General features: G+C 42.6%; 19 protein-coding genes. 11 read left to right on the forward strand and 8 right to left on the reverse strand.

Going from position 1 to position 24,016, the window contains the following annotated elements:
- Window positions 1-5 precede the first annotated feature (5 nt).
- On the reverse strand, window positions 6-608 hold the full coding sequence (locus tag ACT3QP_RS03345) for a hypothetical protein (protein ID WP_192518213.1): 603 nt from the start codon (window positions 606-608) through the stop codon (window positions 6-8).
- Window positions 609-891: 283 nt separating this feature from the next.
- Here ACT3QP_RS03345 and ACT3QP_RS03350 point away from each other — a divergent pair, with 283 nt between their 5' ends.
- The gene (locus tag ACT3QP_RS03350) at window positions 892-1,425 is read left to right on the forward strand and encodes a DUF2799 domain-containing protein (protein ID WP_192518214.1); all 534 of its coding nucleotides are present in this window, start codon (window positions 892-894) and stop codon (window positions 1,423-1,425) included.
- Between the two features lie 146 nt (window positions 1,426-1,571).
- Here the strand turns inward: ACT3QP_RS03350 and ACT3QP_RS03355 are convergent, their stop codons facing one another.
- The 3 genes from ACT3QP_RS03355 to ACT3QP_RS03365 all read right to left on the reverse strand — a co-directional run bounded on the left by ACT3QP_RS03355 (window position 1,572) and on the right by ACT3QP_RS03365 (window position 3,807).
- Window positions 1,572-1,973 carry an ExbD/TolR family protein gene (locus tag ACT3QP_RS03355; RefSeq protein ID WP_192518215.1) on the reverse strand — a complete coding sequence of 134 codons (402 nt, stop codon included), beginning with the start codon at window positions 1,971-1,973 and terminating at the stop codon, window positions 1,572-1,574.
- Window positions 1,974-2,076: 103 nt separating this feature from the next.
- Entirely contained in the window at window positions 2,077-2,763 is a 687-nt protein-coding gene (locus ACT3QP_RS03360; RefSeq protein WP_192518216.1) for a MotA/TolQ/ExbB proton channel family protein, read from the reverse strand.
- A gap of 123 nt (window positions 2,764-2,886) precedes the next feature.
- The gene (locus ACT3QP_RS03365) at window positions 2,887-3,807 is read right to left on the reverse strand and encodes an energy transducer TonB (protein WP_444524468.1); all 921 of its coding nucleotides are present in this window, start codon (window positions 3,805-3,807) and stop codon (window positions 2,887-2,889) included.
- Between the two features lie 404 nt (window positions 3,808-4,211).
- Here ACT3QP_RS03365 and ACT3QP_RS03370 point away from each other — a divergent pair, with 404 nt between their 5' ends.
- The 4 genes from ACT3QP_RS03370 (at window position 4,212) to ACT3QP_RS03385 (ending at window position 8,421) form a co-directional block, all read left to right on the forward strand.
- Entirely contained in the window at window positions 4,212-5,237 is a 1,026-nt protein-coding gene (locus ACT3QP_RS03370) for a siderophore ABC transporter substrate-binding protein (protein ID WP_444524469.1), read from the forward strand.
- A 193-nt stretch (window positions 5,238-5,430) separates the two neighbouring features.
- Complete coding sequence (locus ACT3QP_RS03375; RefSeq protein ID WP_444524488.1) at window positions 5,431-6,408, forward strand: ABC transporter permease; 978 nt, start codon at window positions 5,431-5,433, stop codon at window positions 6,406-6,408.
- 96 nt (window positions 6,409-6,504) lie between these two features.
- On the forward strand, window positions 6,505-7,593 hold the full coding sequence (locus ACT3QP_RS03380) for an iron chelate uptake ABC transporter family permease subunit (protein WP_444524470.1): 1,089 nt from the start codon (window positions 6,505-6,507) through the stop codon (window positions 7,591-7,593).
- A 57-nt stretch (window positions 7,594-7,650) separates the two neighbouring features.
- The gene (locus tag ACT3QP_RS03385) at window positions 7,651-8,421 is read left to right on the forward strand and encodes an iron ABC transporter ATP-binding protein (RefSeq protein ID WP_192991722.1); all 771 of its coding nucleotides are present in this window, start codon (window positions 7,651-7,653) and stop codon (window positions 8,419-8,421) included.
- A gap of 386 nt (window positions 8,422-8,807) precedes the next feature.
- Here the strand turns inward: ACT3QP_RS03385 and ACT3QP_RS03390 are convergent, their stop codons facing one another.
- The 3 genes from ACT3QP_RS03390 to ACT3QP_RS03400 form a co-directional block, all read right to left on the reverse strand.
- On the reverse strand, window positions 8,808-10,130 hold the full coding sequence (locus ACT3QP_RS03390) for a PepSY-associated TM helix domain-containing protein (protein WP_192991724.1): 1,323 nt from the start codon (window positions 10,128-10,130) through the stop codon (window positions 8,808-8,810).
- A 222-nt stretch (window positions 10,131-10,352) separates the two neighbouring features.
- Complete coding sequence (locus tag ACT3QP_RS03395; RefSeq protein WP_444524471.1) at window positions 10,353-12,650, reverse strand: FepA family TonB-dependent siderophore receptor; 2,298 nt, start codon at window positions 12,648-12,650, stop codon at window positions 10,353-10,355.
- Window positions 12,651-13,312: 662 nt separating this feature from the next.
- On the reverse strand, window positions 13,313-15,364 hold the full coding sequence (locus ACT3QP_RS03400; RefSeq protein ID WP_444524472.1) for a TonB-dependent receptor domain-containing protein: 2,052 nt from the start codon (window positions 15,362-15,364) through the stop codon (window positions 13,313-13,315).
- Between the two features lie 721 nt (window positions 15,365-16,085).
- Here ACT3QP_RS03400 and ACT3QP_RS03405 point away from each other — a divergent pair.
- Window positions 16,086-17,495, forward strand: a complete 1,410-nt coding sequence (locus ACT3QP_RS03405) for a uracil-xanthine permease family protein (protein ID WP_442062754.1) — start codon at window positions 16,086-16,088, stop codon at window positions 17,493-17,495.
- 171 nt (window positions 17,496-17,666) lie between these two features.
- Here the strand turns inward: ACT3QP_RS03405 and ACT3QP_RS03410 are convergent, their stop codons facing one another.
- Complete coding sequence (locus tag ACT3QP_RS03410; RefSeq protein ID WP_192518841.1) at window positions 17,667-18,332, reverse strand: TetR/AcrR family transcriptional regulator; 666 nt, start codon at window positions 18,330-18,332, stop codon at window positions 17,667-17,669.
- 276 nt (window positions 18,333-18,608) lie between these two features.
- Here ACT3QP_RS03410 and uraD point away from each other — a divergent pair, with 276 nt between their 5' ends.
- From uraD to puuE, 5 genes are all read left to right on the forward strand, one after another.
- Window positions 18,609-19,136, forward strand: a complete 528-nt coding sequence (gene uraD, locus ACT3QP_RS03415) for a 2-oxo-4-hydroxy-4-carboxy-5-ureidoimidazoline decarboxylase (protein ID WP_225739113.1) — start codon at window positions 18,609-18,611, stop codon at window positions 19,134-19,136.
- A 35-nt stretch (window positions 19,137-19,171) separates the two neighbouring features.
- Window positions 19,172-19,540, forward strand: coding sequence for a hydroxyisourate hydrolase (gene uraH, locus ACT3QP_RS03420; protein ID WP_192518843.1), 369 nt, complete (start codon window positions 19,172-19,174; stop codon window positions 19,538-19,540).
- A 156-nt stretch (window positions 19,541-19,696) separates the two neighbouring features.
- Window positions 19,697-21,046 (forward strand): urate hydroxylase PuuD, encoded by a 1,350-nt coding sequence (locus ACT3QP_RS03425; protein WP_444524473.1) that lies wholly within the window; start codon window positions 19,697-19,699, stop codon window positions 21,044-21,046.
- Between the two features lie 353 nt (window positions 21,047-21,399).
- Complete coding sequence (locus tag ACT3QP_RS03430) at window positions 21,400-22,905, forward strand: NCS1 family nucleobase:cation symporter-1 (RefSeq protein ID WP_444524474.1); 1,506 nt, start codon at window positions 21,400-21,402, stop codon at window positions 22,903-22,905.
- A 44-nt stretch (window positions 22,906-22,949) separates the two neighbouring features.
- Window positions 22,950-23,930, forward strand: a complete 981-nt coding sequence (puuE, locus tag ACT3QP_RS03435) for an allantoinase PuuE (protein WP_444524475.1) — start codon at window positions 22,950-22,952, stop codon at window positions 23,928-23,930.
- Window positions 23,931-24,016 lie beyond the last annotated feature (86 nt).

The following is a 24,016-nucleotide window of genomic DNA, read 5'->3' on the forward strand; positions in this document are numbered from 1 at the left end:
ATTTACTACCTTGTCTTATTTTTCTGCATTTCTGACGCCCACTTTTCCAAATTCTCTTTGAGCGCTAATAGATCTCTTTCAATCAACGTATGATGGTACGCAGGATTACTTAACGGACGTACATAAGCAATGTCTTCCCAATAAATAATAATGCTGTTTGCCTTAGTCCATAAACCTTTTACAAAGGGTTGAATACTCACTGGCAAATCTAGTGGCGTTTTATCCAAACTGAAATTGGTTTTTTTGACCACACTATCCGTATTACTATGATGAGCACGAATGGCACTGGGAATAGTAAGCTTAGTATCTTTTTTAATCGTATCAACAAAACTGCTATCCGGGCGCCATTGTCCATCAATCACTTGATAGCGTGTATGCGGCAACTGCATATCTTCTAGCACCAAGCAGTACTGACCCATCATGCCGCGGCCATATTCATTATCTTTGCCCTTGATCCAGTCAGGACAGGCCACTAATTTTGGGTTAAGTTGTAGCCGACGCGCAGTCATACGCAGCTTATCCAAACGCTGATCAATACCGTTAGGTTTGAGCGCCATCATACTCCCTAATACAAATAGTACAATGACAACACCAATGAATATGCCCATGATCGTCTAACCTTTTGGCTAAAGTAGTGATACTAAAAAACATGCCGCTATTGGAATAACATCATATATAGCTGCTTATAATGAGCACAAACCTAGAAAAATCAAGCAGTATAAAATAACAATCACTGTATAATGAAGCATCTACACTGTACCAAAACCGCTATATATATAGATATCAAACACTTATACCAACCAAAAATAAATATGATAAACAAATACAAAAAATTGTCAGCCGCAAAAAATGCTATGATAAACCATAATTTTAAACACGCGCAGGTTTATTATGAATTATCTTATTAAGCGAAACTCATCGACTGCTTACTTTTCAAATAAACTGGCTCAGAAAATCACAAGCCAACCCGGTATCACCCTATCTCTGCTGGGTATCACATTACTGGCATTATCCGGCTGTGCTACCACGCAAAGCCTCACACCACAGCAATGCCAAACCAGTAATTGGGAAGAAATCGGCCGTGCAGATGGTAGCGTTGGTCGCTCAGGTGCTTATTTTGGTCATTATGCGAATAGCTGTGCAAGCATAGGCGCAGCAACACCCAATCGTGTGCTGTGGGAACAAGGACGTCAGCAAGGACTCGAAAACTACTGTACCGAACTCACTGCCTATAAGCTTGGCCGCGAAGGCTATGACTGGCAACCTGTCTGTCCGATCGAGGGTATTGAAAAGTTAGAAGAGGCTTATTCACAAGGGCGTTACTACTATATCCGCCAGCAGAACTTGGATTATCTACGATCACCTTATCCTTTCGGACATAGCCCTTTTGGTCACAGATACCATCCACTGAGACATCATTGGTAAAAAGAAAACCCCAATGAGTACTTAATTTGAGGTTTAAGTACTCAGTGAGGCTGGAGAAGATTTTATTATTTTTATTTTATTATTATACTAGCTACCTTGATGATGGTTGGCTATCTAACACACGTCATCCCTTCTATATACACGCTTTACTCATTCACAAAAGCTATCTTGGTCAGTCCTGCTTCACTAGCCGATGCCAATACTTGTGCAACGGTGTCGTATTTGCTTTCTTTGTCTGCACGTAGCTGAATAGAAGGGTTCTTACCTTCTGCACCTTGCTGCTGCAGGCGCTCATCCAACTGCTCTATTGTGAGAGGCTCACTGTCCCAAAATATGCCCGCGTCCTGATCAATACTAATCTGAATAGCTTCTGGTGGTGGATCATTCACTTGTGCACTTGTCTCTGGCAAATTAAGCGGTACAGTCGGATTAAGTACAGTTGCAGTCACTAAAAAGATAATCATCAAAACCAGCATGACATCAATAAGCGGAATGAGGTTCATCTCATTCATACCTTGGACGTCATCATCACCTAATTGAAATGCCATAATTACTCTCAATATATACTTGCTATGTGTGCTTAGTCGTACTGCCATAAAGCTGGCTGCTAGCTATCTGGTTGAGATAACAGCCACGATTTTACTATGTATTCTACGGCTGTGAGGTAGACGCATTGCGATATGATCTGTCAGTTTTACTCGCTTGCGCGCTACTTGGAGTTACTGATACGGCGACTGGCTCAGCGGCTGTCTTCTTACTCACATTATTAATAGTTGACGTATTTATGTGTGCAGCATCCGCCAGTAAGTCATGCGCTCTGTCATTTGCGTGATACATCACACGGCGATTGATACGTATAGCAAGGTTATAAAAGACCACCGCTGGAATAGCGACAGCGATACCCAAGCCTGTCATGATAAGTGCTTCGCCAACAGGTCCTGCCACCTGTCCTAGTCCTGCTTGTCCACTTGTACCAATACTATGCAGCGCATGAAAAATACCCCAAACCGTACCAAACAGACCGATAAATGGTGCAATCGCTGCCGTTGTACCAAGGATAGGCAGTCCACGCTCACTAGAAAAACGATAGCGACCAATATGCTTGAGTAACGCCTGCTCGATTATGACGCGACGCGTCGGCGCATCCACTTCTCTCAATCCAGTCTGTTTGGCTTGAATTTGATGAGCCAAATCATCGGCAACCGTAGAAGCCAGCTTGCGGCTCTGTAGTACACGAATGATACCCGTCACCCAAGAGATAAGGGATAAGGCGAATAGTAAAAAGAACAAGGTTTTGGTCACCATGTCACTATATTGCCAGTATTGCATAAAGTCCATGTCAGACTCCTTCGTCTTTTGTGTTATGACTTGATATCATTGCAGATAGCACAGTTGCTTTCATTATGACAATGTTATTTAAAATTATTAATATTGATATCACAATTTATAAAAAACTTGGTATTACTTTGGCACTTTATAAGAAACAGTAAATGTGACATTTCCTACTCTTGGAACACCATTTTCAGTAAAAGGTTTAAATCTACCAGATGTGACTTGTCGTTTAGCTGCATTATCAACTGCTCTATTCTCTGACGACCTTGCCACTCTCACATTACTAATAACACCTTGTTTATTGACGGTCATTTTCAGTACAACATTAAAAGTCGCACCTGGACGAGCGCTAGATGCAGCACGTTTAGGAAATTCGAAGTTTGGCTTAGATGCCCAGCTGGCACTATTAGCAGTAAATTGCACCGGTGTATTGTTAGCAGCCGCAGCCGCAGCTTCCGCTTCTTTTGCTTTTTGTGCCGCAGCTGCATCAGCAGCCGCTTTAGCATCAGCTATTTCTTGAGCCCTCTTTGCGTCTGCTGCAGCTTGTACCTGTGCTGCTTTTGCATCGGCATCGGCTTGTGCTCGCTGTTGTTCAGCTAATAATGCATCTCTTCTCGCTTGTTCGGCTTTCGCCGCCAAAAGCTTGCGCTGATCATCAGCCACTTGCGTTTTAGTGTTTTTCTGAGGGGCAGTTTTTTGTGGCGCAGGTGGTGGTGTAAATTTGGCAGGTTTCGGCTTCTCTACTGGTTGTTTCTTCTTCACAACTTTAGGCTTAGGCGCAGCAACTGGTTTCGCTTTCGGCTTAGTCTTAACTTCTCTAACTGGCTCTGGATCTTCTTTTAGATTTACCTCTTCAATCTCCACAGGCGGAGGCGGAGGCGTAACCAGCTCTATTTCGATAGGCGGTGTCACCTTTTCTGGTTCTACTTTCATCTCAGGCGTTTTGACTGACGCTAATGCGACTGCCGTCAGCGCATGCAATCCCACAACTATAGCGATAGTCGCGAGAGTCAATTTAGGTGATGGCGCGTCTAAATTCGTTGAACTCATAACACCCTAATATTAATTAACGGAGATAGAATGGCGTAGATAATAATGTAAACGATAATTATTATCAATACTAAATTACAATAATTTTCCTTATTCGAACAATTATATCAAACCAACTTCAGTTTGTTAATAAAAACCATTATCATTTGTATTGATAATCAATCTCAATTGCCTTATCATTGCCATTCTTTGGTTACTTATAAAGTAGTATTACCTATTTTACACAAAAAAATGTAAACACACCCATACAGTAAATGTAAAACCAAGTGATCAGCAATAATAGCTGCCAAAGCAACACCGCCGAGCATTGTCAGGTATATATCTTATATTAGATAAGCTCATTTCATTTTTTATACGGGTACTCATCTTCCTTATACCCAAACCAATAACATACCGAGTTATTTATGGCTACTTCCTTATTCTCTAATCCTTCGTCTACGTTTTTTAAACGCCCATTACTGACTGCTATGATAACTGCACTGGTTACTAGTATCAGTGTGGCAGGCTGTAGCTCGCCTGAATCTAACGATACTGAGACAACGGATACCACCACTGAAAACCAAACTGCTGATGACAATGCTACTGGCACTATCACCATCAATACCGTAAAAGGAGATGTTGATTTAGCAGTAAATCCATCGCCTGTCGTGGTATATGACATGACGTTGATGCAAGATTTGGCAGCACTCGATGTGGCTATTGATGGTGCCCCAACTACAACAGCATCTCTAGATAACCTTCATTCTAAAAACCAGCCAGAGCCTACAGTTGTGGGTACAGTATTTGAGCCTGATCTTGAAGCCCTGAACGCCATGCAGCCACAAGCCATCTTAGTTGGCTCACGCATGGCCGAAAAATACGATGAGCTGTCTAACATCGCACCAACACTAGACATGTCTATCGATACCGCCAATATCTATGAATCAAGCAAGCAACGCTTGGCTGATTTAGGCGCATTATTTGGCAAAAGCGAACAGGCTGCTAAGCTACAACAAGACATCGATGGTTTGATTGAAGAAACCAAAGCCGTCACGAAAGACAGCGGTACTGGTCTAGTGGTCATGGTCAATGGCAATAAAATGTCGACATATGGTGCTGACTCACGCTACGGCTTTATTCATAATGTCGTAAACGTCCCCATCGCTGACGATCAAATCAAAGAAGGCCGTCATGGTCAGCCAATTTCTTTTGAATATTTACAAAAGACAAATCCAGACTGGTTATTTGTGATTGATCGCAGTGCGGCTATCGGCGAAGACAGTGTCGGTGCTAAAGCCGTATTAGACAACCCATTAGTCGCACAAACCACCGCATGGAAAAAAGATCAAGTGGTCTATCTAAGCCCAGACTCTTACCTTGCATTTGGCGGCTATTATCAGTGGATACAAGATTTGACAACCATCAGAGATGCCTTTACTAACGCTAAGTAAACGCTGTTATTATTCAAGAAACTGTCGTTAATGACCGTTTTTATACCTTATCTGTATGCCAGTAGCCGTTATGTCGTTATTTTCACATCGTGCACAGCCCAGCGTTAAAACCAGTGCTTCTTTACCAACCGCATCAGCGAGTTGGAAAAAAAGCACTGGCAACAGTCTCAATGTTAAAAATCGCCGTGCCGCCATGCCACCATGGTTAATCAACACGGGCAGCCTCATTATTATGGGGCTTTTGGTGTTATTGAGTTTATCTATTGGCGTGGCAGATTTTTCGTGGTCTGGTGTGTTACACAGCCTTATCAATCACAGTGCCAACTCTGATAGCTCGCTTTTTTTAGTTAGCCGACTGCCCCGTACTATTGCGATTATCTTGACTGGCGTCTCGATGGCAGTGGCAGGAATGATTATCCAAGTGGTGCTAAAAAACCGCTTTGTTGAGCCATCAATGGTCGGCGCCACTCAAAGTGCAGCACTCGGACTGTTAGTAGTTAGTCTGCTGTTTCCAGCCAGTGCGCTCATTATTAAAATGGGCGTGGCCACCATCACAGCGGTGTTTGGCATGATGCTGTTTATGCTACTCATTCACCGGATTCCGCCGACTGACTTTTTGATGATTCCTCTGATCGGCATCGTCTTTGGTGGCATTATCGAGGCGGCAACGACCTTTATCGCTTATCAGACTGAATCGTTACAGATGCTGAGCGTTTGGCAGTTTGGAGATTTTTCTGGTGTACTAGCGGGTCGGTATGAGCTGCTTTGGCTGACAGGAGGTCTCTGCGTGTTGGCTTATATCATTGCTGATAAGCTGACCATCGTGGGCTTGGGTGACAATATCGCGCTGAACCTAGGCATTAGTAAACGACAAGTTACGTGGCTTGGCGTTGGTATGGTTGCAATGATGAGTGCTGTTGTTGTGGTCACCGTTGGCATGATTCCTTTTATCGGTTTGGTCGTTCCCAATATCGTCAGCCGACTGATGGGAGATAAGTTACGCCGTAGCTTGCCAGCAGTGGCGCTACTCGGTGCCTCGGCCGTCCTACTCTGCGATATCATTGGTCGCTCTATCCGCTATCCATTTGAAGTACCGGTCGCTACAGTATTTGGGGTGGTTGGTACGGTACTGTTTTTATGGCTGCTGTTACGCGCTCCCGCTGAACAGTAACACTATGTTCACTAACTATGTATTAATTTTCAGTACTCACTTACCGTCGTTCATTTTTTGCCTTATTAGATAAGCTTGGCACCATAGGATTTTTGCATGTTCTCATCAACTAAGCTTACTTCTACCAAGACTGGTGCTGCTACCAAAACCAGCACAGCAATAGATAACTCATCTTTAGCAGACGGTCAGTATTCAGCTGCTACCCAAAGTCAGTTGGCAAAGCTTTGGGCATGGGTAGCTGCGCATCCAAAATCCATAGCAGCGATTATTCTACTGATCTCAATGACCTTATTTATGACACTCAATGTCAATGGCTATTGGGACTTTGCGCTACCATTACGCGGTAAAAAACTGCTAGCACTGATGGTGGTTGGCTATGCGATTGGCGTATCGACCTTACTGTTTCAGACGTTGACTCACAATCCAATTCTAACACCTTCCCTACTCGGGTTTGATTCACTCTATGTTCTGTTGCAGAGCTCACTGGTTTTCTTTTTAGGTGCGATTAGCTTTACCAGTCTCGATCCTATTGCCAAATTCACGCTAGAGATTGTCCTGATGTTTGGGGCGTCATTATTATTATTTAAGTTGCTATTTTCAAAGAGCAGTCAAGATTTGACTCGATTAATATTGGTCGGTGTTATCTTTGGTGTGTTATTTCGCAGCTTATCAACATTGATTGCTAGACTAATCAACCCTGATGATTTTGTCGTCGTACAATCAGCTAGCTACGCGCAGTTTAATACAGTCAACCCTCAGTTACTCGGTATCAGTGTATTTATCTGTGCTATCACGGCGATATGTGTATGGCGCTGGCGCTATCAGTGCGATGTACTGATGCTTGGTAAATCCCAAGCCATTAACCTTGGTATTCACTACCAACGTCTCGCATTTGGACTATTGACCATTATCGCTATATTGGTCGCTACTGCTACGGCGTTGGTTGGCCCTGTGACCTTCTTTGGCTTATTGGTGTGTGCATTGACCAATCGTATCGCTCGTCACATGTATCACAGTGAACGGCTGATATTGGTCAGTTTGGTTGCTATGATTTGTTTGGTACTCGGTCAAACTGTCTTTGAGCAAGTACTGGGTATGGCGGGGGTATTATCCGTTGTGATTGAATTGGTGGGCGGCTTGGCCTTCTTATTATTAATTTTTACGACACAACGTCGCCGTCGATGATAATACAAACTAACAGCTAACAATCAAAATTAGCACTCTCTAAAAACAAGAAGCACTATGATTAAATTAGATAATATCTCATACCATATCGGCAAACAGCAAATCCTGCATGACATTACGTTGTCCTTGCCAAGTGCACAAGTCATTGCCTTGATAGGTCCCAATGGTGCTGGCAAATCCACCTTATTTTCGGTTATGGCACGCTTGCAGCCGTTACAGTCAGGACAAGTGAGTTTCGCTGTAGATAATGAGGAACGTGATATTGTCAGCTGTCATGCGCGGACCTTGTCCAAGACCGTCGCGATGCTCGGGCAAGAAAACCACGTGCAAGGACGACTACGCGTACATGAGCTGCTGATGTTTGGACGCTATCCATATCATCAGGGGCAACCCACAGCAAACGATCAGCAAAAAGTACAAGAAATTATCGAGCGATTTGAGCTAGAACTATTGGCCGATCGCTTTTTATCGACGCTATCTGGTGGTCAACGCCAGCGCGTATTGATTGCGATGATTGTTTGCCAAGATACGCCGTATTTATTGCTTGATGAGCCATTGAATAATTTAGATATGTACCATGCTGGTCGTTTGATGCGTGAGCTGCGTGAGCTTAGCCACAGTCAGCAAAAGACCGTGGTCATCGTCTTACATGATATCAATCAAGCCGCTCAATTCGCTGATACAGTAGTTACGATGAAAGAAGGCCAAGTGATGGCCGTTGGTCAGCCTGTTGACGTCATCACACAAGAGACGATGAAAGAGCTGTACAACGTCGACGTAACCGTACTGAACCATCAAGGCCGTCCAGTAATTGTTGATGCGGTTTAAATACAGAACTTTGCAGACGAAAAAAGGAATTCTTGATGCATAAAATGCTATTAAATCATCGATGGATAAACTATAAAAATCTATTGATACTGTTTTTAATCGTGAGCTTTTGTCTGTGCCTGTCTTCTGCTGTAGATAAAGACATAGCAAATACCTTTTTTTGGTTAGGAATAACTTTATATGCGCTAAGATTAGTCGTTATTCCTATGGACTTTACTCAAGATATTGCTTCAGTAGATTATACAAAGAACTATGATAAAAATAATACATGGCATAAATGGGTTATGCTAGGTGAGAAGTTTGCTTCCTTTATTTTTACTGTCTGGATAGCATACACAATATTTGTGCAATTAAGTTGATAGAATGCCCTAGCCAATTTGGCAATATCACCTGCCTTTTTGCAGCGCCTTTAATCGACTTTGACGCCCTTTCCACCACAGATAAACACCCGTCACTGACAACACCGTCACAACCAAACCTAATACTGCTAAAAATATCTGATACAACAAATGACCGATACCGTGGCTAATATGCCCCATGTGCAAGCTCATTAACCAATTGTTTGTTTTACCACCGAATGATGAGTTTTGATAACCAAAATTCACACGCTCAACGTTACCGGTTTTTGCATTGACCGTGATAGATGATGCACCGCCTTTTTTGCCAATATCTTTATTCGTCTTAAAGCGCAGTTGCCATTGACTGTCATCCTCAATCCAACGTATACCCAATAACTGCTGTACGCTCATGCCCTGACGTTGAGCCGCGATGGCAGCCTGCTCACTTAAATAAGCAATGCTATTGGCCTTATTGACCACATCAACAGTACCCAGAGCACTGATGTCAGTGGCTTCAGTGCTAGCTTCGACACTAGGTGACTTTCTCATTTTCTCAGGTGGTTTTTTTGACTTTTCTTGTTTTTCGCCTCGTCCTTCTAATCCAACGACTGCCTGCATCACGGGTCGATAGACTTGCTGTAAATTAAAACCAACACTCGACCAAGCGATGACAAATAAAATACCCCAAAGCCATAACCCGAAAGCATGATGCAAATCATAATTGAGTTTAAACAGGTTACTCTTGGTACGAATTTTCCATGCTGGCAACCAACGCTTGAGAAATGACGCGCGTTTTTTAGTGGATTGTTTTTTCTGCGTCTTTTTCTTTTTAGCAGCTCTAGGAAAAGTCAAATAAAAGCCAATAAAGCAATTAATCGTCCAAACGAGCGAGACAATACCCAGTATCAACTTGCCAATATCATCAAGTAACAAGTCACGATGTAGCCAAAACACTTTCCACATGGTATTGCGCCATGCCCACTCATCTCTATCACGAGTACCGATGATATCGCCCGTATAAGGGTGGACATACACTTCTTGAAACAGTGCTTGTGGCTGGTTATTGGCAGCCGGACCTCGGACTCTATCTACCGAAAACACCGCAGACCGATCAGCCTCTATTGATGTTGGCATACTAGAAAAGGTATGTTCTGGATATGCACTCTCCACCTTATCATGAAGCGTGGCAATAGGGAGTTGTGGTGTCTCTTGGACATCAACCTGAGCCAGTTCATGATTGAAGACATCATCCAACTCCTCATGAAATGCCAATAGCGTGCCAGTAATACCAGCGATAATTAAAAACGCGGCCATAGCAAGCCCAGTATAACGGTGAATCCAAAGACAGCTATAGCGAATATTAAATGACATAAATGAATCTGCTGTTATATTGTGATAGTTATTGATTAAAAATTTAAAGAATTAGAAAGTTAAAGAATTAAAAAAGCTTCTTTAAAAGGCCTACTAAAAAACGATTGCTTAGATAAGACCATTTAAAAAAGTTACTGACAGCACAAAGGTCTGAGCCAGTAGCTCAGACCTTTTCTAATCGAACAAACCTTGTGTTTACTTATTAAAGGTCAATGCTACTTATTAAAAGTCAACGCTAACGTCGAACACATAAGTACGACCCGGCTCATTAAACGTACGTGCACCAGCATTCGTAGCAGTACCTTCACGATAAACACCCGTATCAAATAAGTTTTTGACACCAGCACCAACGGTTATATCCTTAGTCAGATCATAGCGAGTGCTGACATTAGCAATGGCATACGGCTCGCGATCAAGCAACGGATCATCACTGTCATCTCCCGTTGTAGCTGAAATCGTAGGGGCTTCAATCGTGCCATAGTAGCTCACATCAAAACCGGCATTCCACTGAGGCGTAATGTCCCAATCGACACCCGTGTTCACAGTGAACTTAGGAATGAGTGATAATGGCTCGCCATTGTCTTTACGCTCTGAGCGGATGTTGCCAGTGATATTAGAAGACCATCTTACATCGTCAGTGACTGGTACTTGTACAAAACCTTCTAAACCTTCGACAATTGCTTCACCTTGATTGTCCCATTGAAAGATAGAACGGTTCGTCGCTGTATCTACCGCCACACGATCCGTACCAGCACCAATGCGGTTATCATAGGCATTATGGTAATAAGTCAAGCCTGCATTCAGCCCAGTGCCATCATCATAAGTAAAGGTCAGCTCTTTGTTCCAAGAGGTTTCATTTTCTAGGTCAGGATTACCTAAGACTTGACAACCTCTTTCATCAAGAGGTACCCAAGATGGACAGCCATTTCCACGAGTGTAGTAAATATAGTTTGGGTCAAGCTGGTACAGCGATGGCGCTTTAAATGCACGACTGACACCTGCCTTCACTGACCAATCAGGGCTAAAGTGCCAAGTGGTATTGATACTCGGCGACCAGTTACTGCCAGCTTCGCTATGATAATCGAAGCGTAGACCTGGCGTGACATACCAATCAGGCGTGATCTCATAGTTATCTTCTAAATAAGCACCGATGAGGTAAGCATCTGAGGTCGGGTCGCGCTTGTCAGGGTCAGTCTCCACATCACCAAACTCAAAACCATCATCAAATGTCATATCAGATACCACAGGGTTGTCTAACCTCTCGCCGCGGAACTCAGCACCAGCCGTTAAAGTATGACGGTCAAAATAGATATCCCACTCTGATTTGGCATTGAGCGTATCGTAGGTTGCCTCTACCCATTCAAAATCCTCGCCGTCGTCAGGTATGACAATCTGACCTTCACCACCACCCGCACTACCTTCACCCAAACGCTCATTAATTGTCCGAGTGTACTCCACAAAGCTATTGCTACTAGCATTATCATACTCACCGCGATGGGTAATCGCCGCGCCGTAGCGTTGCATTTTGCTGGTTGTTTCACCGTCTAGTTCGTCTATCAACGTTTCATTCACTGACTGGAATAATGAGTCACCCGCCCATCGGTTTTCTTGACGGCTATAATTGACCTCAAAACCGACCGTATTCATCGCATCCATCGCGTATTCAAACACTTGGCGCGCATCGATATTTTCAACCCCTTCAGTACCTGCTGCTACTGAATCATCTAGTGCTTCAGCTGCATTAATATACGGATCATCTGCTTCACTATCGTGATAGCCTAGAGTGGTACGTGAGGACAGCTTGTCAGTCAAAGCGCCTGCCATATTGACATTGGTACGCCAGCTACTGCCTTCTAAGTCGCTCTCTGGTGCCTCGTAGTGCCCAGTCACAGAAAACTCTGTATCAGTCGGGCGCTTAGTGATGATGTTTACCACACCGCCCATACTACCTGAGCCATAACGAGCAGCAGCAGGACCACGCAATACTTCGATACTCTCAATTGCACTTGGTGGTACCCATTGCGAATCACCACGCGTGTCTTGCTCACCACCACGGCTAGGTCGTGAGGAATTACGCGAGGTAACTGGACGGCCATCGATTAAGATAAGCGTGTTGTTCGGACCCATACCACGCAAATCAATCTGACGTTGGTTACCACGTTGACCTGACGTCGATGACCCTGACAGGTTCACACCTGGCATCTTACGTACAATTTCTGAAATATCATTAGAAACGGATGATTTTTCGATGGCTTCTTCACTAATAACGGACAGTCCTGCCGCCTGCTCTAGCTCCTCTCTTGCCGCTCGCACCACAATAGTATCAAGTGTCGCTGTAGGTACTGCTTCTTGGTCAGTCGCCTCATGCACAGCTACCTCATCACCCTCAGCAGCAAAAGCGGTGCTGCTAAGAATAGAGGCGATAGCGATGCTTAGCAAAACTTTGCCGGTCGCTAAAGGTTGTGAGGTTTTTGGAGCATTAAGGTGCTGCTGAGGCGAAATATTTGAGAGTTTTGACATGAATAATGTTCCTTGAAGCATTTGATCTCAATAGAATCTTTCAATCTCGAACAATTTTAGTCATTTTTGATGTGGCATCCACATCGTAAGCATATATAAGTTGATACATACAAATAGGCACACGACTGCCAAGCAAGACAAACTTGTTATCCAGTATATGTATGATGAAAACGGGACTAAAACATAGCCAAAAGGCTTAAATATCGATAGATGAAAGACTAGTAAAAGTATCTACTGCATACGGTTAAAGGTTTGGTGATACTGCGACTGGCAAAAGCCAACTCATTTAAATAGTAATCACAATAAAACCTCCAAAGAGAGGTAATACAAAAAGCTGTTAATAGTTCTGTAATAAACAAAACACACTTTAGCAAAACAGAAATGTTAATGCAAATATTAATAATAATTATTATCATTAACATTAAATTAATAATGTATAGTCAAAAAATGATAAATTGAATACAAAAACGTTGACTACAAATTTAGGACTTCTAAGGAGGGAAGGTCAGTCTGTAGCGACTTAGGAAGTCACTGACGGTACCTGATTTTCGATTTACTGTTGGGTACAACTGGTAAGGTTAACTTGCTTTAGAAGTTACCTACGCTTAGGGCGTGCTGAATACTCAACACGCCCTATCTATCAAATGCCAATTATTTATATATTAAAACTGATAAGTTAAAGAAGCTTTCACATTTCTTCCCATCGCATAATCAGTATAGTCCGAATCGGCTGAGTAGCGTGATGAGTGATTTGCGTACGTTTCATCAAACATATTGTACACACCTAGGGTCGCTTTCACGCCCGCTAACTGCTGAGGCTTGTAGGTCATGAATATATCATGTACGTCATAGCCTTCTTTTTCTTGATCTGTATCATCACCTGTATTAGGGTTGATAGAAGTCACATACGTACTACGCCAGCCTAAATCAAGCGTATCAGTTGGTGCATATCCCAGGTTAACCATGTACTTATCACCAGAGTCATTTTCATCACCAGTGCCTTGAGACAAACTATAGCCAGTCTCTTTACCTTCGCTACGCGCTCGTGCATAGCTCAAGCCCATATTGAAGTTACTGGTACGGTAATCAGCTGAGAGCTCTACCCCTTTGACTTCATAATCTTCATCTGCATTAAATGAGCCTGCGCATGTGCCAGTATCAGAGGCCAGTCCTGTATTACAATCGATACCGCTCTCGTACGTAATCCAGTTTTCCAAATCTGTCACGAAATACTTACCAGAAAGCTGTAACGAATCGTTTTCAGTGGTCAAGCCACGGAAAATAGTGGATACACCAACTTCGGCATTACTACCAGTTTCGGGCTCTAAATCAGAAGAAATATATTTATCTTCACCATCTGTATTACGGATGGCTTCCTGTAAGTCAGGACCATTGAACAACTGGGTATAACTTGCAAATATATTGGTGCTTGGCAACACTTGATAACTGGCGGCAAAAGCACCCACAACATTGTCGTACGTTTCACCATTTGCCACATCTTGTGGTGCTTCGTAATGATCATAACGAACACCAGGTGTTAGCGTTAATTTACCCATTTGCCATTGGTCTTCTAAATATACAGACGTATTTTTTGCCTCGTCATTTCCGCCAAGGACACCTAGACGAGTTACCTCTGACTCTTTTGTGTAATATTCCACACCAGTAATCAGCTTATGCGAGCCCAACTGACTGTCTATGAGGCTGGTATTTTCGATTTTGCCACCTTTGGTGATCAAGTCAACTTCAATGCCTTTATTATCTCTATCGAGATAAGTTTCAGTTTGATAAATATTGGCTTTAACATCAACTAAGTCACTGGTTGGGTTGTAGCCATACTCTAGCGTATAGGTATCACGGCTTTGTTTCCAAGGTATGACTGGATTCCAGCCATTTTCATCAGTCAATGGAAAATCCGCTCGGGCTGGATACATACCGTCATTTTCTGTACGGCTAAAACTACCACTCACATGATGATCATTACCTAAATAAGCACCTGCTTTTAACAAAATACTTTCTGTATCACCGTCTGACGTTTGAATATCACGACCATCACCATCTTCACCTGCGTCGGATGAGCGTTTGCCATAATAAGCTAATAAATCAACATTTTCTGTCGGTGCAGCAAATACGGTCGCTGAGGTTAACAGCTCGTCATTATTACTGCCATAGCCTGTATGGATTTTTGCACCAATCTTTTGATCAACATCAAGCAAATCTGCTGCATCAACGGTCTCAAAAGCCACCGCACCACCAATCGCATCATTACCTAAAGTGACTGAGTTATTACCAACTGAAACTTCAGACCGCTTCAATAAGTCTGGATCAATGACCAAATCTCCAGAATGGTGGAACGCATAGCCTTCTTGACGGGCACCATCAACGGTCACTTTTAAATTCGTATCATCAAAGCCGCGAACACGAACACGTTGGTTCATAGCTGATGTACCGCCTACTGAAGCGCCTGGCACACCGTCTAAAAAGTCATTTAAAAGACTCGCTTGCCCTGCAGGTATATACTGAGCTGAGTCAATAGAATCCGATTGCATACCATCACGTACAGAACTGTTGGCAGTCACTGTAATGGTCTGTAGCGTGGTACTTGGCATATCTTCTACAGTAGCTGCACTCGCCGCCTGCGACCACAATACTGCGGCAACACCCATCGATAATACGGTCAATGGACTAGATAGTTTTGACAACTTTACTTCACGCATAACGCATTTACTCGCTTTTTCTATGATTAGGAATGAAAATTACTTGTTTTTGAAGGCTACTGATTTGTGAAAACTACTTTTATTAATAGTTGATAATCGGTTTTCATAACTATTTTTTATCACTACGTTTGTATTAAATAATTACGTTTGTGTTAAATAATAAGGAAGGCTTGATGATGCCAAACTTGATATATAAATAGAAATGTTAATGATAATTGTTAGCATTTAATTATTGACAGGTATCCTAACTAAATACGAACAATTTAGCAATAATTATCATTAAATAATTTATATTAGAAAACGATTCTTGCGCTTAATTTATCTTTATTTCTTTTCACTTACATCCTTCAAAACCCTTATTATCAAGGACTTCCAAGTATCATCACCCACACACTATTCTTTTGTTAAATATTCATTATTTAAATAATAAACATGCCAATCTAAAAAAAACATTGCAATAAACAACTCTTTCACTATACCCTAAGATAGTTGACCAATTAGTCAGGTTTGTAACTTTGACTTAATTATAAGATTCATAAATACCAGATAGCTACCTACTTTTATGTATTCACACAAGGATCGGTGCGACTTTTTGTGAGATAGATAAGCGATACGAAGTTTTAAAGGTGTGCCAACATTCATCTCTATTCTATGTATTGATAACCTTGCTTAATAATCTCCGTAGAGTTTGGACTGAAAGTCACTTTAGGAGGAAGCCAAGATGAGTGAGCACACTCAAGGAAACCCAGACTTACTGTATGGACTACATGACCGTCCTGCGCCTGGGAAAGCATTTTTGGGTGCCATACAACACGTACTGGCCGCGTTTGTCGGTATCATTACCCCATCACTAATCATTGGCGGCGTCTTAGGTTTGGGAGAGCACATTCCCTACCTGATTAGCATGTCATTGATGGTATCAGGGGTCGCTACTTTTATTCAGACACGCAAAGTTGGGCCAATCGGTTCAGGTTTGATGGCATTACAAGGCACCAGTTTTGGCTTCTTAGCCGCAGTATTAGCAGCAGGGTTTGTGGTAAAAAACCGTGGTGGTAGTCCAGAGGAGATTCTCTCTGTCATCTTTGGCATTTCATTTCTTGGTGCTTTCGTCGAAATTTTCTTAAGTCAATTCATTACCAAACTCAAATCTTTAATGAGTCCAATCGTGACAGGTTGTGTGATCGTGACTATCGGTCTGTCCTTAACCAAAGTCGGTTTAACAGATTTAGCAGGCGGGGTTGGTGCTGAGGATTTTGGTAGTATGCCAAACTTATTACTGGGCGGTGGTGTACTGGTTAGTGTGGTGTTGATTAGTATCGTCAATAATAAAGTAATTCGCTCAAGTGCTATTTTTATCGGTTTAATGCTTGGCTTGCTAGCCGCCACCTTTATGGGTCGCATTGATTTTTCTTTGGTCGCAGAAGCCCCTCTCTTTACTGCGCCGATACCTTTCAAATTCGGTTTTGGTTTTGATTGGCAAGCATTTATCCCTATTGCCTTTATGTATATCATTACCAGTATCGAAACATCAGGTGATTTGACAGCCACATCTATGATTTCAGGCGAACCAATCAAAGGCCCTATATACGAAAAGCGTATCAAAGGTGGTGTATTAGGTGATGGTGTCAACTCGTTGATTGCGGCGACTTTTAATACGTTCCCTGTCACGACGTTTAGTCAAAATAATGGTGTCATCCAGATGACAGGGATTGCTAGTCGCTATATAGGGTTCTATGTAGGTGGTATCTTATTCTTTATGGGGTTATTCCCTGTCCTTGGTGCTGTCTTCACCCAACTACCAAAGCCAGTCGTTGGCGGTGTTACCCTATTGATGTTCGCTACTGTAGCAACAGCAGGTATACGTATTTTATCAACCGTCAACTTTACCCATCGCAATATATTGATCATTGCGACCTCGTTAGGTCTCTCTATGGGTGTGGCTTTTGTACCTGATGTATTTGCTCAAGCGCCGCAGTTTTTCCGTAATATCTTTGGTTCAGCAGTGACCGTATCTGGTATCGTCGCTATTGCTCTTGATATTATTTTACCCAAAAACTATGGTGTTGAGTTTGATACGGCAGAGCAACATCTGGATGATGGTCTAAAGCCACTTAGACAAAAAGTCTCTTAAATCATTTAGGAGCGTTTGAATAGCACTACTGCAAAGCTTGATTAATAGGCTTAACGAACGCTAGCGCATTTATCAAGCACTAGCGTTAAAGCCATTTTTTATTCTGGTTAATATACACTCTTATTGATATGAGATGACAGCGGAGAATAGCTCACTTATGACTGCACACATCTACTCAAGACCACAGCCACGCAAGATAAACGGCACCAAAAACTCAGCAGCACGCGCTTCATCCTGCTGGTCATAATCATTTTTGTCCATCAGACCAACGATTTCTGTTTCAAATTCAGCATATCGTTGCGTCGTTGCCCAAATCAAAATCAATAACTGTAGCGGATCAGTGATACCAATCTTGCCTTGCTCATGCCAGACTTTCATGACTTTTGCTTTATCAAGTGCCCATTCTTTCATTGTCGTCGACATAAAGCTATGCAAATGTGGTGCACCCACGATAACTTCTAGAGCAAACAGTTTGTGGCGATTTGGATGCGCAAACGCTTGACGTAATTTGGTGCGTACGAATTTTTCGATAACGACCTTAGGGTCACTATCGATCGTCATGGTAACCAAGCCATCGTTCCACTCTTGAATAATAGCGTGCAGCACAATTTGATACAGGTTTTTTTTATTCTTAAAGTAGTAATGGATATTAGCTTTTGGTAGGCCAGCCCTATCAGCGATACTTTGCATCGTAGCACCACCAAAACCCTTTAAGACAAACTCTTCTTCTGCTGCTGCCAAGATAACCGCTTGGTTTTGCGCACGAATGCCCTGCTGATTTTTCTGTGTTTTCGCGTCAGACGCTTCTTGTGTATTGATATCAGTTTCTTGATCCATGTTGGTAATACCTATTGTTGTTATAACGGTTGGCTATATGCCAATAAACAACCAGATTCAAATACGAATCTTTATGAAATATGAGCCACCTAAATAAAATTTCTTTATAAAGTAGTTGACCAAATAGTCAGGTTTAAGCAAAATAGCTTATATTAACCCACTTATTATTTTATATAACATTACTTTATTATATATTTTTGTATATCGTAATCTGAGCTTAACATTATCCATCCCTGCCGCCCACCTTTTAGTCCGTTGCTTTTACATGAATAGGAGATGACTGTGAAACTGTCTTTACAGCAATTTAATAAACTCTCGCCAGCTGAAGCCACGTCATATTTATTGACTTGCTGCACCAGTACTCAGTGGGCTCAGAGTTTAGTAAATAAACGTCCTTTCGGTGATATACAAACACTACTGACTCAAAGCGATGAAGCTTGGCTACAAGCTCAAACCGATGAGACTAATCTACTGCAAGCATTTGATGGCCACCCACAAATTGGCAATGTCGATTCGTTAAAAGAGAAATATCGTAACACGCAAGACAGTGCCGCACATGAGCAATCAGGTGCCAATGACGCTGAAGATAGTGTAATTGCAGCCTTAGCACAAGGAAATCAAGACTATCTCAATAAATTTGGCTTTATCTTTATTGTGTTTGCCACAGGTAAGAGTGCACAGCAAATGCTGGACTTACTGTTAGCAAGGCTACCAAACAATCGCGAAACTGAACTGGTCAATGCCGCTACCGAACAAAATAAAATCACGCGTTTACGTTTACAGAAACTGCTGAGCGACGCGTAAACCTCACCTGCCACACATATATAAATGGAGTTATTATGTCAGCCACTCTATCATCACATATTTTAGATACCCATCTGGGCAAGCCTGCTGCCGATGTCGCCGTAACCCTGCACCGTATTAACGATAGCGGTGACGCCACCCTATTGGCAAGCGCTATCACCAATGCCGATGGTCGCGTAGCTACTGACAGCTGGCAGTTTGACTCAACACTTGAGAATAACGCATCTGATTTGAGTCATGGTCGCTATACGCTGACTTTTGATACCCAGTCTTACTTTGATGCGCAGCAGCTCACCGCATTTTATCCGCAAGTCATTATCGATTTTATGGTACGCGATGACAATCACTATCATATTCCGTTATTGCTTAGCGCACACGGTTATAGCACCTATCGCGGCTCATAGCTTTCGTGACTCATAGCTTTTGTGACTCATAGTTACCTGCTATCTCATTCAGGCACATCATTATACAAGTTCATAATGAAAGCAAATAGTACACGAAACGAAAGCACATTGAAAAAAAGCTGACGACAAAAATTTGTAAAAAAGGACACCTGCCGCATGGGCGCTTATTATCTTGATTGGTTAAATTTATTTTTCCGCTGGTTCCACGTCATCGCTGGCGTAGCATGGATTGGGGCTTCGTTTTATTTTGTTTGGTTAGACCTCAGCCTACGTAAACCACCACAGTGGAAAAAGGATAAAGGCATTTCTGGTGACCTATGGGCGGTACATGGTGGCGGTTTTTATGAAATTGCCAAATACAAACTTGAACCTGAACAGATGCCCAAAACGCTGCATTGGTTTAAATGGGAAGCCTATACCACTTGGTTGACTGGTATGGCGATGTTATCTATCGTCTACTATGCCAATGCAACCGCTTATCTGATTGATCCAAGCAAGGTAGCTTTTGGCAGCAGCGTAGGTGCTATATCGACCAGCTTATTGTTTTTATTCGGCAGCTACTTTATCTATGAAGTGATTGTCCGCAGTCATTTGGGCAAAAACTCACTCATTTTTAGCAGCATTATTTTTATCCTACTAATCATCGCTTGCTGGGGTTCTTATCAGTTATTCAGTGACCGTGCCTCGTTTATCCATATCGGTGCCATTTTAGGTACGGTCATGGCAGGGAATGTCTTCTTTGGCATCATGCCAGCTCAACGAGCGCTAGTCGATTGCGTGAGGCGTGGTGAAAAACCCGGTAAAGAAGTGGCGGCCTTGGCGCTACAAGCAAAAAACCGCTCATTGATGAACAACTATTTTACGTTACCGCTTATCTTTATTATGATTAGCAACCACTATCCGATGATGTATTCTCATGCTCACGGTTGGTTGGTGTTAGTTTATGTCAGTATCATCACTGCGATTGTACGTCATTATTTTAACCAAAAGCATTTGGACAATCATAAGCCGCGCTACTTGGTCATCCCTGCTGTACTGACGGTTTTATTAATTATTTGGATGCGTCCTGAACCGATTGAGCCGCTACCTGCTGCCAATGCCTCAGTTACGGCACCAGTTACGGCCGTAACTGTAACACCAAATGCTGAGCCACCGGTAACTGACGGCGAGATGTCAAGCGATGTAGCCACAAATCCAAGCTCTACAGCTATTACCGATGATACAGCCACTACCACGGCTGCAGCGGTACCAGTGACAGCCTCAGCTGACGATGCCATGATGAATATCGTGCATACGCGCTGTAGTACTTGCCATGCTGCACAACCAACCCAACAAGGATTTGCCGCACCACCAGCGGGTATTATCTTGCAGACGCCTACAGACATGAAGATTCACAAAGCAAAAATCATCACCGCAGTACAAACTGGCTACATGCCATTGGGCAATCTCACTCAGTTGACTGATGAAGAGCGCCAACAGCTTGTGGCTTATGCTTCGGGATTATAAATAAGCACTTTCTACTAAGATGAGCGAACACTAGGGCATGTCCTCATTTTAAAAATAGTGATGAAAAAGAAAATAGCACAGGTAAGACCTAGATATTAGTCAGCGATTTGACACCGTTTGGCAAGGTTTAGCTATTTTTAGCCCATTTAGATAACTATAGCCAAAGAAGTCTACAACGGGTAATACCGTAGCGGTTTAGTCGTTCACTGACTATATCGATTGAACTAAAGAAACGCTCTAATCAAACAATTACCTTGACCAATGACCTAGACATCCTTAAAGTGTTAACAATAAATGTTGTTAAGTGTTAACAATACTGGTTTCGATTGATTCCAATCTGAAAGGAGAAAAGGATGTCCACTGCAGATAAGCAAGAAAGTCAGCTCCATAATCAATCCAACAGCGCGCTCTATGATTGCACCACCTTCAATCCAGAACGCAAAAACTCAAGACTATACAATGACGATCTTGCCCCACTACAGCCTGAACAGCGTAATTGGGGGTGGTTTTCGATATTTAATGTCTGGTCAAATGACATTCAAAGTCTTTTTGGTTATACGCTCGCTGCATCACTATTTTTAAGCTATGGTTTGAATGGTTGGTGGGTCATGGCGGCGATTATTTGCTCAGGATTTATCGTCATGCTGATGGTCAATTTGACAGGAAAACCTAGCGTCAAATATGGCATTCCTTTTCCAGTACTCATACGTGCTAGCATGGGTATCAACGGAGCAAATCTTCCAGCGATATTACGAGCTATTATCGGTATTTTTTGGTATGGGGTTCAGACCTATTTTGCCTCCACTGCGGTTGCCATTTTATTGACTATTATGATGGGCGGTTCAGATGCAACTTTTTTAGGCCTTAATAGTACAGCGTGGATCGCTTTTGTCATCGTTTGGGTGTTTCAAATCATGCTTTTTTGGGCAGGTGTTGAGCCTATCAAACACTTTTTAAACTGGGCGGGTCCGCTCGTTTATGTGGTGATGGTTATCTTGATGGGTGTTGTCTGGTATCAGTCAGGCTCAGAGTTATTACCAGCTATCAACTCCATTTTTGCTAGTGGTAGCGACTATACGGGTACTTCTCTTCAGGCATTTACCGCGATTGTGGGAACCATGGTGGCTTATTTTGCAGCGGTTGTGATTAACTTCGGCGACTTCTCACGATTTTTACGCAGTGAAAAAGAAATGCGCTTAGGCAACTTAGTTGGTCTGCCTATTAATATGATGTTTTTCTCATTCATTGCCCTAGTCATTACCGCAGGTACTTTGGTCTTATTTGGCGAAGCATTGACCAACCCTGCAGAGATTGTCGAACGAGTTGACGCACTCCCACTAACGATTGTTGCAGCCTTGACCTTTTTTGCAGCAACTGTGGGTATCAATATGGTCGCAAACTTTATACCACCCGCTTATGATTTGGCGAACTTATTCCCCAAACATATTAGCTTTCGTAAAGGTGGTTTAATTACGGCAGTTATTGCTTTTTTCGTTGGCGCACTATGGCTATCATTTATCAGTAAAATCGGCATCGTTGGCTTTGTAAATGTTGTTGGTGCAATCATTGCTCCCTTTTTTGGTATATTAGTTGTCGATTACTACTTAATCAAACGTCAACATATTAATATCAATGATCTATTTTCTGATCAACCAGATGGGGCTTATTACTACTATAAAGGTTGGAATATTCGTGGCTTAATTGCTTTTGCGATTGGTGCTATTTTTTCTATCGCTACCGTATTAGTACCTGCATTAACAAAGCTTGAGGGTTATGGTTTCTTACTAGGTGCCATATTGGGCGGTATCGCTTATTGGCTACTGATGCGATCCGACGCCGTAAAACCTAATCAAGTATAAAGCTTTAGGTAAACAATCTTAATTGAAACAAAGGAATATCAAACATGTCTCAGAAAATCACCAGTAATTTTGATCAAGATGCCTACCCTCGTGATTTGAAAGGCTATGGTGGAAACCCGCCAAAAGCCAACTGGCCAGGCGGTGCCAAAATCGCGGTGCAATTCGTCCTCAATATCGAAGAGGGCGCAGAGAACAGCGTCATTCATGGGGATGGTCAATCTGAGCGTTTTTTATCTGATGTATTGGGTACGCCAGAATTTAACAACCGCCATCAGTCGATCGAATCAGCTTTTGAGTACGGTAGCCGTGTCGGTGTTTGGCGAGTATTGGATACCTTTAAAGAATACGGTTTACCCATTACTACCTTTACTTGTGCAGCGGCGGCTGAGAAAACTCCGCATATTATCGAGCGCGTATTAGAAGACGGGCATGAAATTGCCAGTCATGGTCTGCGCTGGATCACCTATCAATATATGTATCGCGAGACTGAGCGCGAGCATGTACGCCGTGCAACTGAGATATTCAAAAGCATGACTGGTGGTCAGCCACTTGGTTGGTATACTGGTCGTGATAGCCCCAATACTCGTGAGTTAGTCGCTGAACAAGGTGGCTATATTTATGACTCTGATTCTTATGCTGATGAGCTACCCTACTGGCTCAATGTCAAGGTAGAAGACGGTAACAAAATCGCACGCAAGCCGCATCTGGTTATTCCTTATACGCTAGAAACCAATGACATGCGTTTTGCTTCTAGTCCAGGATTTACCAACGCTGAGCCTTTTTATCAGTATTTAAAAGACAGCTTTGACACGCTATATAAAGAAGGCGAACACACGCCCAAAATGCTAACGATCGGTTTGCATTGTCGCATCATTGGTCGTGCTGGTCGTATTACTGCTCTCAAAAAGTTTTTGCAATACATCACTAGTAAGCCTGATGTGTGGATATGCCGCCGCGACGATATTGCCAAACACTGGTATAAAAACCATCCAGCCACTGCCGACAACACCGAAAACTGGCTGTAACCATACGCTCAGACAACCATTTATCGCAGCACACCATTATTATCGCGACACACAATCATTATCGTCGCACAAAGTCACCAAGGAAC

Source organism: Psychrobacter sp. AOP7-B1-24 (genome assembly GCF_052376215.1).
Lineage (GTDB): Bacteria > Pseudomonadota > Gammaproteobacteria > Pseudomonadales > Moraxellaceae > Psychrobacter.

Bases quoted from the DNA above. Each gene is read 5' to 3' on its own strand.
- ACT3QP_RS03345 (WP_192518213.1), bottom strand. From the start codon at position 608: ATGGGCATATTCATTGGTGTTGTCATTGTACTATTTGTATTAGGGAGT.
- ACT3QP_RS03350 (WP_192518214.1), top strand. From the start codon at position 892: ATGAATTATCTTATTAAGCGAAACTCATCGACTGCTTACTTTTCAAAT.
- ACT3QP_RS03355 (WP_192518215.1), bottom strand. From the start codon at position 1,973: ATGGCATTTCAATTAGGTGATGATGACGTCCAAGGTATGAATGAGATG.
- ACT3QP_RS03360 (WP_192518216.1), bottom strand. From the start codon at position 2,763: ATGGACTTTATGCAATACTGGCAATATAGTGACATGGTGACCAAAACC.
- ACT3QP_RS03365 (WP_444524468.1), bottom strand. From the start codon at position 3,807: ATGAGTTCAACGAATTTAGACGCGCCATCACCTAAATTGACTCTCGCG.
- ACT3QP_RS03370 (WP_444524469.1), top strand. From the start codon at position 4,212: ATGGCTACTTCCTTATTCTCTAATCCTTCGTCTACGTTTTTTAAACGC.
- ACT3QP_RS03375 (WP_444524488.1), top strand. From the start codon at position 5,431: ATGCCACCATGGTTAATCAACACGGGCAGCCTCATTATTATGGGGCTT.
- ACT3QP_RS03380 (WP_444524470.1), top strand. From the start codon at position 6,505: ATGTTCTCATCAACTAAGCTTACTTCTACCAAGACTGGTGCTGCTACC.
- ACT3QP_RS03385 (WP_192991722.1), top strand. From the start codon at position 7,651: ATGATTAAATTAGATAATATCTCATACCATATCGGCAAACAGCAAATC.
- ACT3QP_RS03390 (WP_192991724.1), bottom strand. From the start codon at position 10,130: ATGTCATTTAATATTCGCTATAGCTGTCTTTGGATTCACCGTTATACT.
- ACT3QP_RS03395 (WP_444524471.1), bottom strand. From the start codon at position 12,650: ATGTCAAAACTCTCAAATATTTCGCCTCAGCAGCACCTTAATGCTCCA.
- ACT3QP_RS03400 (WP_444524472.1), bottom strand. From the start codon at position 15,364: ATGCGTGAAGTAAAGTTGTCAAAACTATCTAGTCCATTGACCGTATTA.
- ACT3QP_RS03405 (WP_442062754.1), top strand. From the start codon at position 16,086: ATGAGTGAGCACACTCAAGGAAACCCAGACTTACTGTATGGACTACAT.
- ACT3QP_RS03410 (WP_192518841.1), bottom strand. From the start codon at position 18,332: ATGGATCAAGAAACTGATATCAATACACAAGAAGCGTCTGACGCGAAA.
- uraD (WP_225739113.1), top strand. From the start codon at position 18,609: ATGACTGTGAAACTGTCTTTACAGCAATTTAATAAACTCTCGCCAGCT.
- uraH (WP_192518843.1), top strand. From the start codon at position 19,172: ATGTCAGCCACTCTATCATCACATATTTTAGATACCCATCTGGGCAAG.
- ACT3QP_RS03425 (WP_444524473.1), top strand. From the start codon at position 19,697: ATGGGCGCTTATTATCTTGATTGGTTAAATTTATTTTTCCGCTGGTTC.
- ACT3QP_RS03430 (WP_444524474.1), top strand. From the start codon at position 21,400: ATGTCCACTGCAGATAAGCAAGAAAGTCAGCTCCATAATCAATCCAAC.
- puuE (WP_444524475.1), top strand. From the start codon at position 22,950: ATGTCTCAGAAAATCACCAGTAATTTTGATCAAGATGCCTACCCTCGT.